Raw genomic sequence first — 14966 nt, forward strand, 5'->3', positions numbered from 1 at the left:
ATGATTGTCATGAGAATCAGATTATTCTGTATACTAATGGTAGCGACGCTAATGACTGGCGGTAGTGCTGAGGCGTCGTACAAAGGAAATCTTGAGGTTACTAAGGCCGCATTTATCACGAACACTGACAGCACCGATACGCGCAGTTTGGTAAAGTTTGAGCTGGACAGTACGGTTTTGGGAATGGATATCAACTATGCCGTTATCGAAGTGCAGTTTGCCACTCCCACTGACAGTGCTGAGCATTTCGTAGTAACTCTGTTTCCCATGAAGGAGGCCTGGTCTGAGAATGTCAAGTGGTCATCGGGGTTGACCAAAGCCGGCGGCGACTTCCACGATGATGTTGGTATTGCTATTCCTGTTTCTGCGAAGAAAGGATATAAGGCACGCGTCAATATCTCTGAGATCCTGCAGTTGTGGGCGGACAGCAAGATAACCAACAATGGGTTTATCTTGGTGAGTGCTCAGAAAACGAGGGGAACAGGTAAGCTGCAACTCAGTGATGGTAAGCCCGACAACGCTGTATCTGGCGTTGAGGTCCGCTTCGGACCGAAGTGAAGTGGCTGAGTTCCTTGCTGTCCCGCGGATCGCCTCGCGTGATCGGCGGGTACAGATGCGTCGCTTTCGTACTTGATTTGGTAGGAATGATGCTGCGAGTCTTCGCATGCATTCAACCGTGCAGTCCGTAGAATCTCCGCGGACTGTTAGGGGTTTGGGCTAAGCTCCTGAGGCATCTTCGCTCAACCGACAACAGTTTCAAGGTTGCGGGCTCTCAGTTAAGCGCGTATCGTATGCACGTTTGACGGAGTGGTGGAAATGGAAGACACCAGGGACTTCACGTCCCGGGGAGCGTCGAAGATCGTTTGCCTTGGCTTGGACCGATTTGGGCTGACTTGGATCACTTTGGACTTAAAATGGAAAATCGCAAAAATCGCAAGTGACTGCGCCACAACGAAACTTGATGTACGTCAGGGGAATACAGCGATTACTTATACATATGTATTAACCCCTGTTTGCCTTGATTTGGCTCAACTATGGACACTCTATGGACACCGGGCCTAAAAAGCAGGTTGCGGAATCCTGGTTAAGTGCTTATCGTACGAAGGTTTGCCGGAGTGGTGGAATTGGTAGACACCAGGGACTTAAAATCCCTTGGTTCGTTAGAACCGTGCCGGTTCAAGTCCGGCCTCCGGCACTGATAAATCAGGTCTTTTGAAATTCGGAAGAGTCGGTGCGGTTTCGAGGAGTATTGTAGGCAAAGAAAGTGGCCTGCCACTCCGGCCTCCGGCACTGACTGATAAATCAGTTTTTTGGAAGCACGAGAACTCGGTGTGGTCTCAAGAGGTAGAACAACCAAAGAAAAGGGTTCGCCACTCCGGCCTCCGGCACTGACTGATAAATCAGTTTTTTGGAAGCAGGAGAACTCGGTGTGGTTTTGAGAAGTATTGTAGCTAAGGAAAGTGGCCTGCCACTCCGACCTCGGCTGTTGATATGCAAACCAGCCTCTCGTGGGCTGAGATAGCAAGACAGGCGCAAGTAAGTACCATCACAGAAAAAAGTGGCTTGCCACACAGGAGTCCAAAATGCCAAGAGGCTTAGTTCTTTCGTTCATTGCAGCCGCCAGCCTACTGCCGGGCAGTGCTCTGGTACACGCAGTCAGTGCGTCGCTGGTCCAGTTTGAAAGCCACCACATTCAGATCAAGCTCGATGTCCCCGCACATAGCGCGACAATCGCCGACAATGGCGTGATGAAGGTAACCCAAGGAACAAACCTGTTCTACCTGCGCAACTCAGCAGAGATCGAATCGTTCGCGCTCGATGGAACACCGGTGACCAGTTTCTTTGCCTCCAGTGTGGCCGATGCGCCTTTAACCGATAAATTGGCTGAAGAGATACGCGAGCGAGAGATGGATGAGAAAGTGCACGTGGTTCGATTCGAGCGTGACAAAGATGCCTCGGTCGAATTCTCACTGCGTTACACTTCGGAATTCAACGAAGACCCAAGTAACATGCGCTTCTCCCGTGAACGAGTCGGGGGAGAGGTAACGGGAACAATTCTCGACAAAGGTGCCTATCTCAGCGGCGGATCGTATTTCTATCCGACGGGTGATGAAGACCTTGTCAGTTTCAAACTCACCGCCGATATCCCCGACACCTGGGAATCGATCAGCGATGGCAACCAGGTTACATCGGAGTCTCGTGACGGTCGCAAGATTCAGACCTGGGAGAATCCGTTCAAGTCCGACGGATGCATGTTCATGGCCGCGCCGTATGTGCTTAAGTCCGTCATGGTCGACAGCGTGGAAGTCTGGTGCTACTTCTTTGAGGCCGACACCGGACTGTTCGAAGAGTATCTCCCGGCTACGGCAGATTATATTGAAATGTACACCGAGTTGATCGGTCCATACCCGTACCAGCGGTTCACCGTCGCCGAGAATTTCTTCCCGACCGGTTACGGCATGCCGGCCTGGACACTGCTCGGTCAGCGCGTGTTACAGATGCCGTTCATTGTCAAGACGTCGTTGGGACACGAGGTACTTCACAACTGGTGGGGGAATTCGGTCTATGTCGATTACGACCGCGGCAACTGGTGCGAAGGGTTGACCGTGTACGGAGCAGATTATCGCTACAAGCTGATGCAATCGGAAGATGCGGCCAAGAGTTATCGCAAAGATATCCTCAAGCAGTTCGTCAGCTACGTTAATAGTGAGAACGATTTTCCTCTGCGCGAGTTCACCTCGCGTTCGAGTCCCGACACGCGCAGTATCGGCTACGGCAAGGCGATGATGGTTTTCCACATGATTGAAGAAGAGATCGGCACAGAGCCGTTTTTCGAGGCGTGGAAGCTTGTCTACAGGCGTCACATCGAACAGAAGATCGGCTGGGAAGAGTGGATCGCCGCCTTTGAAGAAACAAGCGGAGCGGACCTCTCTCACATCATCCCGCAGTGGATCGACCGGGCGGGGGCGCCTACGATCGCGCTGGGCGGGGCAAGGAAAAGTGACGACAATGTATCCGCCGTGGTATCGCAGTCAGCGGAGCAAATTTACAGGATCAAAATACCAGTCCGCTTGTCCGGACCCGACGTTGCAATGGATACGTCCTTCGCATTGACAGGTGCCTCGACCGACTTTAGCGCGGTCATTCAGGGCAGTTCTTCGGCCCTCGAAATTGATCCCGACTTCCATCTTTTCCGAAAACTCTACCCGGAAGAAGTCGAACCCATTGTCTCATCGGTTATGGGGAAAGATGATCGTCAATACTTCACACCGGATAGCCGCATAGACGTGGTCGTATTGTTCGCAGAATTTGGCACGAACATCGAAGATGACAGTGTTGCCGTTCAGACGATGAGCGCCTTTGCGAACGCCGACCAAACCTGCGCTCAGATTGTACTCAACCCGGCTGAACTGCCCGAGTATCTGAAGAACAAGGTTGTCCTCACCAGTCAGACCGCGACTATCCAGGGAACCGAGTACCCGCGCAAAGGACACACGTTGGTGCTGACTGGTCAGAACTGGGAGGGGCACGACCGGTGTATGGTGATCATCACAACCGACTTCGCATCGCTACCGAGACTTGGACAGTTGATTCCGCATTACGGTAAGTACTCGTTGCTCGTGTTCAAAGGAACACGCAACATCGGTAAGGGACAGTGGGAGGTCGACTCCTCGCCCTTGAAAGTCTCGTTGCAATGACACTCGGACAGTATGGTGCCCGCGCACCATTCTTGACCGCCAAGCCCACAAACCCTACCTTAAGGTATGTGGAAGAAGCTGATCTTCTCGGTTGTGTCGTTTGTCCTGTTGCTGGCGCTGGCCGAACTGGCGGCTCGGCAGGTTGAAGAGAATGTCAGTGAACAGGCTGATCGTGCAGATATCCCAAGCGGTTGGCAGCAAGGCTTCTTCGCCAATGTCTTCGATTGGCATGAGCCCGACCCGGAACTGTTGTGGCGGCTGAAGCCCGATCTGAACAACCAGTACATTCGCACCAACTCAAGCCACACCATTGGACCAGAAGTAGCTATTCCCAAGCCAGCCAATACATGGCGTATACTCATATTGGGCGATTCATCCCCTTTGGGATTGGGTCTTAAGTCCTATGATCACAGTTTCGGGGTCCAGCTGCAGCGGCTTCTTCAGGACTCATTAGGGTCAGATCGAAGGATCGAACTTGTCAACGCCTCAGTGGCCGGTTACTCCAGCGAACAACTCAGGCGCTACCTGGCAATGCATGGCGAGATACTGGAACCGGATGTGGTCATTCTATATTGTGGAAACAACGACGCCTCGATTTCCGGTTTTTGTACCGATCAAGAACTGTTGGAAACGCAGCGCTTAAAATGGCTGCGACAACAGCTATCGTGCCTGGCTCTCTTTCGAATGGTGCGCGCTATTGTCGGTGGGGACAGACAGGCCACTTCATACGATGGACGGGAGTTTAAGGTCAGGGTGTCACCGCGGCGATTTGGCGAGAACCTGACACAGATAGCGAAGCAATGCCGACGCCTGGGTTGTATGCTCATCGTGGTCAAACCACCGGTGCCACTCATGTGGCCGGCCGGACTTCAGTTCAAAATGTTCACCACGGTAAAAGACTCAGTGGGACACCTTATAGTAGCGCCGACATTGGCCGCCAGTTTGAACCGACCGATTCGATACTGCCTGGAACGCAACCGAATGCCCGCCTGGTATGGTGAGCCCAACAGGATAACACGATTGATCTATGCCTCGGCCTACAGGGACAAGCTGGCCCCCGACTCGGCTGTTGCCTACTACCGAAAGAAACTAAAGGCCGATCCAAACTCCGCAATCTCGCTCAACAACCTTGGTGTTGCTCACTGGGAGCGTGGTGAATACGATAGTGCCGATCATTGCTTGCGAGTGGCCAGACAGGCATACGTTCAAGAATCGGTTGCTCCGTCAACCGAAGTATCACAGGCGTTGGGATCGGTTTTTCTGTTCAACATCGGTATCAACCTACTTGCCGCCGGACTGTCCTCGGCACCAGACACAGCTGAGGCGATGGCTCATCTCGATTCCGCCTTACAAGCAGATTATCTGTCGCTAAGGGTGAAGCGCACCTATCTAAACCAGATCGACAGCCTTGGCCGACAGAATCCAGGCGTTGAGGTGATCGATATGCCGACGATCTTTACCGATAACGGCGGCGAGTCACTGTTTATCGATCATTGTCACCCCACCAGGGAGGGCCATCGGTTGATCGCGCGCGAGTTGTATGAGACCTTAGTCGGTCGTTAGTATGTCCCTCCGGCTTGACACATGATGTCGATGATCTTATCTTCGTTACGAAGACAAGGAGTAATGAGATGTTGAAGACTGTTAATCCCAAGATTGCTTTGATCATTGCGATAGTATTGTCCGCGGCTGGATGGTCGTGTGAAAAAGCGACGACTCCCGAAGGTGATCCACCGGTCAATCTGACTCAATTCCAAGGTACCTGGCAGGGCTCGATCCGGATCGTTCGCGCCGGCGACTGCCAACTCAACAACAAAGACACGCTCCTTATCAACGACACTCGCCTTTACTGGACTGTCGACGCCGACGGATATGTCTCAGCCAACGAGGACCATTTCTTTACAAGTTGGAGCGGTAAGATCTGGCCGAGCCTGGGTGTGGAGTTGGTCAAAATCAACAACTGGTCTCAGGGAGGTACCACCGGTTGTGATTGCGTTGACTCCGACACTACAGAGTACTTGACCACCATCGTTCGGAACGCAGGTGGCGCCTACGAAATAAACATGACCTCAACCGAGACCTGGTGCCCGCCAAACGAAGGTCGCTTTGTGGTCAAGTATAGTCTCACCAAGCAATAGAGAGCAGGCCGGGGAGTCTTCACGATGTGGCTGAGTCTTCAGGGGAGCGGTCAAGACGTCCGTGCCCTCGTCATTACGAACCATCCGCCACTGGCGGAGAAGCGCGGCAATCTGATTCTACCAGCATCTGTCATTCCAGCGAAAACAGGAATCCAGTCTCTGGACCTGTAGGACAAAGTCCTTTTTGCGGTTCTGCCACACATCGGATAAGGACGGATTCACCCTTCGACTCCGCTCAGGGTGAGGTTGTGAAGCCTCAGGGTGAGGTTGTGAAGCCTCAGGGTGAGGTTGTAATGCCTTATTGTGAGGCCATGGGTCGCGCAACCCATAGAAGCCATTCATGGCTGATTTGTTGTGGGTGGTGTTGGGCGACCCCGCCCGACACCTGCCAGCCAACCCGCTTGCCGTCAGGCGAGTCGCCTGACAGCACCTGCAATGCAACACACTCGACTGATTTCTTCAAAAAACCTCACGTCGGGACCACGCAATGGGTCGAATGAGGTATCCCGGCAAGCACCTAGATATCGTAGTACAACTGAAATTCGTATGGTGTGGGGCGCACACGGATCTCACCGACCTCGGCACGCTTGATCTTGGTCCAGTTGGCCAGCAGGTCCTCGGTAAAAACGCCGCCAGGCATAAGATAATCATAGTCGGACTCAAGGGCATTGAGTGCTTTGTTCAACGAGGTCGGCAATTGAGGTATCTGTGACAATTCATCGGGTGGAAGCTCATCCAGGTTTTTGTCAAGCGGCAGTCCGGGATCAATTTTGTTTTTGATGCCGTCGATACCGGCCATTAGCATCGCTGCAAATCCAAGATAGGGATTCATGGTGCCATCTCCGGGCCGGAACTCAAACCGCATGGTTTTGGGATTCCGTTGATAACCGGGTATGCGAATGCAAGCTGTCCGGTTGCCGACCGAGTACGTCCCGGCCACAGGCGCCTCGAATCCCGGCACAAGCCGTTTGAACGAATTCGTCGAGGGATTTGAAAAAGCAAGGATCGAGTCGACATGCTTCAGTACGCCACCTATATAATGGAGACCGATTTTCGAAAAATTGGCCGGTCCTTTCTTGTCGAAAAACACCGACCCGTTCTTGTCGGCCAGATACTGGTGCACGTGCAAACCCGATCCCGGTTCATTGAAAAGCGGCTTGGGCATAAAAGTAGCCGACTTGCCCTCCCGGAAGCATTGGTTTTTGACGAAGTACTTCACCAACATCGACTGGTCGGCCATCTTCATCATCGGCACAAACGTCGTCTCGATCTCATGCTGCCCGCCGCCGCCGACTTCATGATGGTGGTACTTGATGTCAACCCCGACCTCGGTGAGCATAGCGCAAATCTGGGATCGCAGGTTAAACGTTCGATCCATCGGCGGTGCGACGTGGTAGCCCTTCTTGTAGGGAATCTTGTATCCGAGATTTTCGTCATCCTGTTCGGACGTCCACTCGGCTTCTTTGGAGTCCAGAAAGTAGAAAGCGCGCTCCGGACCCTGGAAGAAATTGACTTTGTCAAAAACGTAGAACTCAAACTCCGGCCCAACAATGGAACGCAGCCCGGGTTTTATCTTGGATAGGTATTTCTCGGCGTCACGTGCAACCCTTCGGGGGTTACGGCTGTAGGGCATGATCTTTTCTCCAACGTCCTTGATATCGCAGATCATCGAGAGCGTCGGGCGCTCAAAGAACGGGTCCATAAATGCGGTAGTAGCTTCAGGCAGGGCGATCATGTCACCTCGCTCGATCGCCGAGAACCCCGGCAGAGAGGAGCCGTCAACGCCGACGCCCGATGAGAACAGATTCCGGTTCAGCGATGAAACCGGAACTGTGATGTGGTGCCACAGCCCGGGAAGGTCGGATATCTTCAGGTCAACGAACTCGACTGAGCGTTTCTTGGCCAATTGTTGCAGCTTGACAAGACTCATCATCCATCCTATCGTCAAGGTTCGAACACTAATGAACGCCGGAAGGTAAGAAATTGTCGGGAATTTGCAAGTTACCCACCATGAGTGATCGTTTTGGTCTACAATCGGGACACAGAGGCAGGACTACATCGTGTTGGTATTAAGCCACGAGGACGTGAAAGCGGCTCTAACGATGCCGGATGTGTTGGCTGTAATCGAGCAGGCGTTCGTCGAGCTGTCGAGCGGGCAAGCCATCATGCCCCAGCGGATGACGATCACGACGCCCGGCGGCACTTCGTTCTACATGCCCGGCTATCTTGCGGCTGCGGGCGCGCTGGCCTGCAAAGTTGTCAGTGTGTTCAAGAACAACCCTGAGCGGGGACTAACGTCGACGACCGGTGCGCTGCTATTGCAGGACCCGGAAACCGGCGAGGTGATTGCGTTAATGGACGGCGCCTATCTTACGGCGATCCGCACCGGCGCGGCCAGCGGGCTGGCCACCAAATACCTGGCCCGCGATGAAGATGGTATGATCGCATCCGTGATCGGAGCGGGCGTTCAGGGTAAGATGCAACTGCGCGCAATTGCGGCGGTGAGACACCTGTCACGAGCTCTGGTGCATGACCTCAGTGACCAGGCTGCCGCAGGATTCCGCACAGAACTTGAGGCGGAGCTGAGAATACCAATTACCTGTGTCGATTCTGCGGAGCAGGCGCTGGAGGCCGACATCGTATCTGCCGCGACGACATCTTCGACGCCGTTGTTCGATGGTAGAGGTATTCATCAGGGAACGCATATCAACGCTGTCGGTGCGCACGGTCCGGAAGCGCGCGAACTGGACACAGCGGCGATTGTCAATTCGAAGTTCGTGGTCGATTCCAGAACAGCGGCCATGAAGGAATCAGGCGAGTTGCTGATCCCGTTGGAACAGGGGAGGCTCCTGCCTGAGCATGTCTACGCCGAACTGGGCGAGATCATCACTGATCAAAGGATTGGCAGGGAAAACAACGCCGAGATTACACTATTCAAGTCTAATGGATTGGCCGTGCAGGATACTGCCACCGCCAAGCTCGCCTACGATCGTGCCGTCCGGAATGGGCTTGGCACGGTTATTGAAATTTGACTCAGCAATCCCCTCGGTGCCGGCATCAAGGACAGGGGACAGGCGGTGGACCGCCGCTAAACATGTAGTCGACCAGGTAGACCAGGTCGGCGATATCCAGAACAGTACTGCCGTCGACGTCGGCCTCTTCCATCACCGGCGGCGGCGGTCCGCCATTGAACATGTAATCGACCAAATAGACCAGATCGGCAATGTCTACGATGTCGCCCATGTCTCCATTGATGTTTCCACGATCACCGGTGCAAACGTCAATTGTTTCGCAGGCATCACCCTGGCCGTCGGTGTCGGCATCTTCCTGCCCGGGATTGAAAACATAAGGGCAGTTGTCATCATACCCGCAGATACCATCTTCATCATCGTCATTAATAGTATCGCCGGGACAGGGATCGCAGACATCACCCACGCCGTCCAGATCACCGTCGGCTTGCGACACGTTGAAATCTAACGGACAGTTATCGCAGAGATCACCGATACCATCGCCATCGGCGTCATCCTGAGCCGGGTTTGGATCGTCAGGGCAATTATCACAGACGTCGCCGACATCGTCACCGTCACCGTCGGCTTGATCGTTGTTGGCATCATTGGGACAGTTGTCGCACAAGTCGCCATAATCGTCGCTGTCGGTGTCGGCCTGAGTCGGGTTGGCCACCGAAGGGCAGTTGTCGTCTTCGTCACAGTAGCCGTCATCATCGGTATCGTCACAACAACTGGTTGAAACGGTTTCACCATGCAACCAGATGAACGGATAGCCGGGAACCATCACCCAGTAGGCATACCAACTCTGCCAAATACCTGAAAGCGGGTGGAAGTAAAAGACGTCACACGTATCTACAGTTGAGCTGACATCGTACATGATCGATGGATATGGGCCGGGTCCGATTCCGGGATACTCAACACCCACGTAAACCTGCGAAGTGATACAGTATGGTTCCGGCAGCGTCACCGTGCCCGTATTGGGAAAGTTGAATCCGGCCGAATCTACAACCACCTGATGCCGATACAACTCGGGACCCGGACCGATGCAGGTCGGGTCGTTGGAGAATCCCTGATACACAACGATGTCCACTGTTAGCGGCCATTGGTACGGGCGGGCATCGACGAAGTTGGGTGGATCGAGAAAGCCCAACGAGACGGCACTGATGGCGAATGGATAGGTGGGGGAGCCACATTCGGCAGGATCGAAATACGACACGGTGCGATGGGCGCTATCGTAGCCGTGGCTATATCCGAGGATGGTGTCGTTGATCCAGTGATGCCAGATGGAGCAGGTGTCCTGTGCATTAGATAGCGAGGGTGTAATAACCATTCTATCGGGGCGAAGAGTCTGTATCTGGTTGTCTTGATCTAATCCGATTGCGCTAACTGCCAGGACCAAAACGACCGCTCCCAGAACGAAAAAAGCTCTATTCATGACAACACCAACCCTTCCTGCTATTTGCGCCGTGTGCTGCGGCATCCTCGGTGGCGTAAACGACGTATATGAAGACCTACGTTGGCAAACTACCTGCTATTGGCCTTTTTGTCAAGCTGTTTGATCATCGATAGGGTCCCTCTACTTTCACCACAGCCTTGCGCATGCCGTGAGGCGCACTTCGCGCAGGCCCTCACTGACACGCCGGCGGGGGCGGGCCGCCGTCAAACATGAAAGAAACCATGAAAACCAAATCAGCGATGTCGATGATTTCATCAACGCCGTTTATGTTCATTTCCTGCCTACATACAGCCGGCGGGCCACCATCGAACATGTAGCTGACCAGGGCAATAAGGTCTGAAATATCTACCGGCCCGCCATCATGGGTGAAGTCACCTCTTTGCACGCAACAATCCACGTACAGCGATATCGTTTTCTGATACACACCATCGTCTCTGGTCAGCAGGTGCGCCTGATCTTCCCAGGAATGAGTGAAGATTCCCTCTGGATTAAGGTCAGGATTGCACGATGGGCATCCGGCGGCATCATCGGGTAACGAAACATCCTCTGAGAGGGTGAGGTTCTCACCAAATGTGAAAGAGCCGTGGACCACGCAAAAACAGGTAGACACGACATAACTGGTGTCCAACCACATGTGGTAATCGGCACCATCAAAAAGCCATCTGATTCTCTGAGAGTATTCGTTGCCGGAGTCATACTCCAAGACTGTGTACTCACCCAGAAATCCGCCCGCAAAAGTGCATGCGTCGCCTACGCCATCTGAATTATTATCAGTCTGAGCGGGGTTGTGCACGTGCGGACAGTTATCCTCCGGGCAGGTGTTGCCTGAATATTCTGGGTTGCCGAAACCATCGCCATCGGTATCGATGCAGGCGTCACACAAATCTCCGAGGCCGTCGCTGTCAGTGTCCAGCTGATTGGGGTTGTGAACTTCAGGACAATTGTCATCAGGACAAGTGTTCGCCGGGTGGCCGGGATCGCCGAAACCATCGCCGTCGGTGTCCGTGCATTCATCGCACGCATCACCAACGCCATCCGAGTCGGTATCGTCTTGATCCGGGTTATGGACGGCCGGGCAATTGTCATCGGGGCAAGTATTAACAAAACCGGGATCACCAAAGCCATCTCCGTCGACATCGGTGCAATCGTCGCAAATGTCACCGAGTTCGTCGTCGTCCGAATCGATTTGATCAGGATTGAAGAGATCGACGCAGTTATCTGTCGCATCCGGTATACCATCCTCATCGGAGTCCATGGTATCGACCACTACAAAACAGTGGGGACCATCCCAGGTGGGAAACCTTGTTCCCACTCCACCCCCGGCAGCCCATTGCCAAGTGCCGCTTGGGGGAAAGTAGGAGGAGTCGATGCATATATGTTGTGCTGGTCCGCTTGCAACTATGGGGCCGATTGAAATCGAGTAGGTGGTGTCATCGAAATGCGCGGGCATCCCGATGGAAGGCGGAACTCCCAAGGCAGCCCCACCGAATCCTACGGTGTCGGCATCAATACCATCAGCGTCGACAGGGTTGGCCACGAATACCATAAAGTTGGAGTCCCAGTCGATGCTTGCAAGTAGAGTCGCCGAGGTTCCGGTCCAGGTCAAATCGTCGGGTGAGTATATTCTGAAACCATTGGTGATTCCAATGAAATCATGCTCTTCGAGATTGGCAGTACGAATATAAAATGTCAACCCCCCGCCGTTAACCACAGCGCTGTCGGTGATCAGTCCCACCACGGTGTCAAGTGTGATCAGTTGATCCTGACCATAGCCAACACCGCACAACAGCGACGTTGACACGAACAAAACGAGCAGATAACGCTTCACAACTCCCTCCACAATTCACTTACGGACAATCAGGCGGCGGCGGTCCGCCCGTGAACATGAAATCCACCAAGTATACCAAATCTGAAATCGACAGTGCTTCATCACCGAACGGCGGCTGCAACTCCGCCTCCTCCCAGCACGGCGGGGGCGGACCGGCGTTGAACATGAAGTCGACCATGTAGACCAAATCAGAAATGTCGATCACATCGCCTAAGTCGCCATCGATATTGCCAATATAACCCAGACAGCATCCGGCGTCATACATCGAGTTGAATGCGTACACGACGCCGGACGAGCCGAAAGTGACACAGGCCATATTCCCGGCGCCGTCGCCATTGATATCACCGACACCGACATGCATCACATCTCCGGCGCAACTGCGTTCGTAATAGGCATCACCGGTAGCGCCGTCTATGGCCCGAACATTCCCGTCATCGGAGCCGATCAGTGCATCGTCCTGGCCGTCGCCGTTGAGGTCGTAGCCGATTACGCAGTTGATCTCATCACCGGCCGTGAACGACCACAGCTCGGCGCCGTTGGTGCCGTCGAATGCGTAAACCTTGCGGTCATTGTAGTTGGTGCCGATCAAGACATCACCGGCTTTGTCCCAGTTGACCAGTCCGGACGACATGGCGTAGTCGGATGACGGTTCCAGCGGTCCGCTGGACCACATTTCGTCGTGCGTGACACCGCTGACCATGATTACTTTACCCATCGTGGCGCCCATTTTCTTGATACCGATAGCGACATCAAGCACGCCGTTGTCGTCGGCATCCAGGACTTCGCAGTGGGCGGCATACTGGGTGCCGATAGCGTATTCCCAAAGAGTGTTACCGGTGGAATCCTCCAGGACAACCATCTTGCCGCCTACAATCGCCACCACGTCGGGTAGCCCGTTGCCGTTCATTTCGGCAATCTCGATTTCTTCCGGATCGCCGCCGGTGAATGATCGTGACCACAACAAATCGAGTCGAGTCGTACCGGCGATTGCGTAGATCGTGCCGTCGTCGCTACCCGCGATCACGTCGACGTCGCCGTCTCCATTAAGGTCGGCGGCTTGCAGGTTCTTGCGATAAATCTGATCGGCCGGATCGGTGAACTGCCACATGACACTGCCGTCGTTGCCGTAAAGAGCGGTTACCATGTCGTCGTTACCGGCAACAGCTACGTCGATCTGTCCGTTGTTGTCAAAATCTCCCGTTGTCACGGCGTATAGGTTCTGGGTGCCGGTCCAGTGCCACAAGGTGTCACCGGTACAGCCATCGATGGCCCACACCCAATCGTCAAGCGAGGCCACTACCAGTACGTCCTCGCAGTCATCGTTGTTCAGATCAGCGATGGCCAGGGCATTGCCGTACTCACCGAAGGCGTACTCCCACAGCATGGGGGACTCAGCCGACCGGAGCGCCCAGATGGACTTACCGGGATTCGGTGGTGTACCGACAAACTCGGCGCCACCACCGGCGGCGACGTCGACAATGGCATCACCGTCGAACTCGGCCACAGCCACCGAATACATTGTCCCCGAAACTGCATAGTACCAGACCAACGAACTATCTACGGCCGAAACCACCGACACCCGGTCCCACGTTGCGGCAACGATGTTCAAGTCGCCGTCGCCGGTAACATCGGCAAAGGCCAGGTCACGCGGAAAGCTCTCAAGACTATCCGATTCGAACATCAGTGATGGTTCCGTGCCGTCCAGCGCTATGACCCGGCGCCAGCCGAGAAAGTTTCCGATTACCAGATCGAGATCGGTGTCGTTGTCGATGTCGTAAGTGTACAAATCAATCTGACCGTTGGTGTGGTCAATGGCGCCGAAGTCGTAGCTCCATTCGAGAATTCCGTCGGCGGCATTGCGAACGTACAGGTGCCCCTGGTCGGCGCCGTCGATTCCGGTGAAAATAGCCTCCGGCGTACCATCATCATCGATGTCCTCAATCATGGCGTCCAAAACCACGTAAGCAACCGTGGAATCCCAGATGAAGGCGCCGGTGGCGCCGTTGATCACGCCACAGTAGTTGTCGTAGCCGGTCAAGTATTCATTGGCAAATGCAACGTCGTCGATGTTGTCACCGGTTACGTCGCCGGTGGCCACGGCGTTGATCCAAAGGCCATCGACATACCTGGCCCAAAGCCTGGCCCCGGTCTCGCCGTCGATGGCGTACACGGAATCATCGAACGAAGCCGCGACGACATCGAGGTAGACATCCCCGTCCAAATCGGCGGTGGTTACGTCCTGGATAGTGGCGTCGATAGGAAAGACCCACAGGGCGGTGCCGGTAGCACCGTTGATGGCGTGGACATCACCGTCCGGCGTGTTGCCGGAGTTGTACGAAGCGCCGGCGATTACATCCATCACGTTGTCGTTGTTGACGTCGCCGATAGTCATCGAGCGCACGCCGTCCTGCAACCAATATATCCAAAGGGTGTCGTTGGTCTTGCCGTCGATAGCCACCACTTGATGCGGGTAGCCATAATAGTCGCTGGAGTACTCACCGCCGATAACATCGAAAGTGCCGTCGCCGTTGAGATCGGCCGTCTCGACATGTTTGGTCGCCCACTCGCCGTCAAAGGTCCAGATCGGTTCGCCGGAGATTCCCTGGCCTATCGCCAGCGGGGGCAAGCTCAGGGCTATGATGACAGCCAATAACACAAACCCTATACCAACAGTTGATTTCGGAATCATTATACTCTCTCCTGTTGTCGTTGCCTGTAGTACCTATATCACCCAAATATAGGGCGTTATCTCCATTTCACCAAACTGTTTCCATACCCATTGACCTGTGCGACAAAACAGCTTGTCATGTCGGCTGCGAAAGACTATAGTAACGCCCG

The 14966-nt window shown here is 54.2% G+C and carries 9 protein-coding genes and 1 tRNA gene; 6 read left to right on the forward strand and 4 right to left on the reverse strand.

Annotated elements, in window-relative coordinates; translation table 11 throughout:
- The first annotated feature begins 9 nt into the window (after nucleotides 1-9).
- From OEV49_03500 to OEV49_03520, 5 genes are all read left to right on the forward strand, one after another.
- On the forward strand, nucleotides 10-558 hold the full coding sequence (locus OEV49_03500) for a DNRLRE domain-containing protein (GenBank protein ID MDH3890126.1): 549 nt from the start codon (nucleotides 10-12) through the stop codon (nucleotides 556-558).
- Nucleotides 559-1109: 551 nt separating this feature from the next.
- A tRNA-Leu gene (locus OEV49_03505) sits at nucleotides 1110-1195 on the forward strand.
- 388 nt (nucleotides 1196-1583) lie between these two features.
- The gene (locus OEV49_03510) at nucleotides 1584-3698 is read left to right on the forward strand and encodes a M1 family aminopeptidase (GenBank protein ID MDH3890127.1); all 2115 of its coding nucleotides are present in this window, start codon (nucleotides 1584-1586) and stop codon (nucleotides 3696-3698) included.
- Nucleotides 3699-3764: 66 nt separating this feature from the next.
- On the forward strand, nucleotides 3765-5261 hold the full coding sequence (locus OEV49_03515; GenBank protein MDH3890128.1) for a hypothetical protein: 1497 nt from the start codon (nucleotides 3765-3767) through the stop codon (nucleotides 5259-5261).
- Between the two features lie 68 nt (nucleotides 5262-5329).
- Nucleotides 5330-5836: a hypothetical protein gene (locus OEV49_03520; GenBank protein ID MDH3890129.1), complete on the forward strand. Its 507-nt coding sequence runs from the start codon at nucleotides 5330-5332 to the stop codon at nucleotides 5834-5836.
- A gap of 517 nt (nucleotides 5837-6353) precedes the next feature.
- Here OEV49_03520 and glnA read toward each other — a convergent pair.
- Nucleotides 6354-7766: a type I glutamate--ammonia ligase gene (gene glnA, locus OEV49_03525; protein MDH3890130.1), complete on the reverse strand. Its 1413-nt coding sequence runs from the start codon at nucleotides 7764-7766 to the stop codon at nucleotides 6354-6356.
- A gap of 130 nt (nucleotides 7767-7896) precedes the next feature.
- Between glnA and OEV49_03530 the strand changes: the two genes are divergently transcribed.
- Complete coding sequence (locus OEV49_03530) at nucleotides 7897-8868, forward strand: ornithine cyclodeaminase family protein (protein ID MDH3890131.1); 972 nt, start codon at nucleotides 7897-7899, stop codon at nucleotides 8866-8868.
- A 25-nt stretch (nucleotides 8869-8893) separates the two neighbouring features.
- Here OEV49_03530 and OEV49_03535 read toward each other — a convergent pair whose 3' ends face one another.
- From OEV49_03535 to OEV49_03545, 3 genes are all read right to left on the reverse strand, one after another.
- Nucleotides 8894-10279, reverse strand: coding sequence for a thrombospondin type 3 repeat-containing protein (locus tag OEV49_03535; GenBank protein MDH3890132.1), 1386 nt, complete (start codon nucleotides 10277-10279; stop codon nucleotides 8894-8896).
- Between the two features lie 193 nt (nucleotides 10280-10472).
- Nucleotides 10473-12128: a thrombospondin type 3 repeat-containing protein gene (locus tag OEV49_03540; protein ID MDH3890133.1), complete on the reverse strand. Its 1656-nt coding sequence runs from the start codon at nucleotides 12126-12128 to the stop codon at nucleotides 10473-10475.
- Nucleotides 12129-12147: 19 nt separating this feature from the next.
- Nucleotides 12148-14817 carry a PQQ-binding-like beta-propeller repeat protein gene (locus OEV49_03545; protein MDH3890134.1) on the reverse strand — a complete coding sequence of 890 codons (2670 nt, stop codon included), beginning with the start codon at nucleotides 14815-14817 and terminating at the stop codon, nucleotides 12148-12150.
- Nucleotides 14818-14966 lie beyond the last annotated feature (149 nt).

The sequence above is a fragment of the Candidatus Zixiibacteriota bacterium genome, from assembly GCA_029860345.1.
GTDB lineage: Bacteria > Zixibacteria > MSB-5A5 > GN15 > FEB-12 > JAJRTA01.

Excerpts from the sequence above, each read along its gene's own strand:
- OEV49_03520 (MDH3890129.1), top strand. The coding sequence starts at position 5,330 with ATGTTGAAGACTGTTAATCCCAAGATTGCTTTGATCATTGCGATAGTA.
- OEV49_03500 (MDH3890126.1), top strand. The coding sequence starts at position 10 with ATGAGAATCAGATTATTCTGTATACTAATGGTAGCGACGCTAATGACT.
- OEV49_03535 (MDH3890132.1), bottom strand. The coding sequence starts at position 10,279 with ATGAATAGAGCTTTTTTCGTTCTGGGAGCGGTCGTTTTGGTCCTGGCA.
- OEV49_03515 (MDH3890128.1), top strand. The coding sequence starts at position 3,765 with ATGTGGAAGAAGCTGATCTTCTCGGTTGTGTCGTTTGTCCTGTTGCTG.
- OEV49_03510 (MDH3890127.1), top strand. The coding sequence starts at position 1,584 with ATGCCAAGAGGCTTAGTTCTTTCGTTCATTGCAGCCGCCAGCCTACTG.
- OEV49_03545 (MDH3890134.1), bottom strand. The coding sequence starts at position 14,817 with ATGATTCCGAAATCAACTGTTGGTATAGGGTTTGTGTTATTGGCTGTC.
- glnA (MDH3890130.1), bottom strand. The coding sequence starts at position 7,766 with ATGAGTCTTGTCAAGCTGCAACAATTGGCCAAGAAACGCTCAGTCGAG.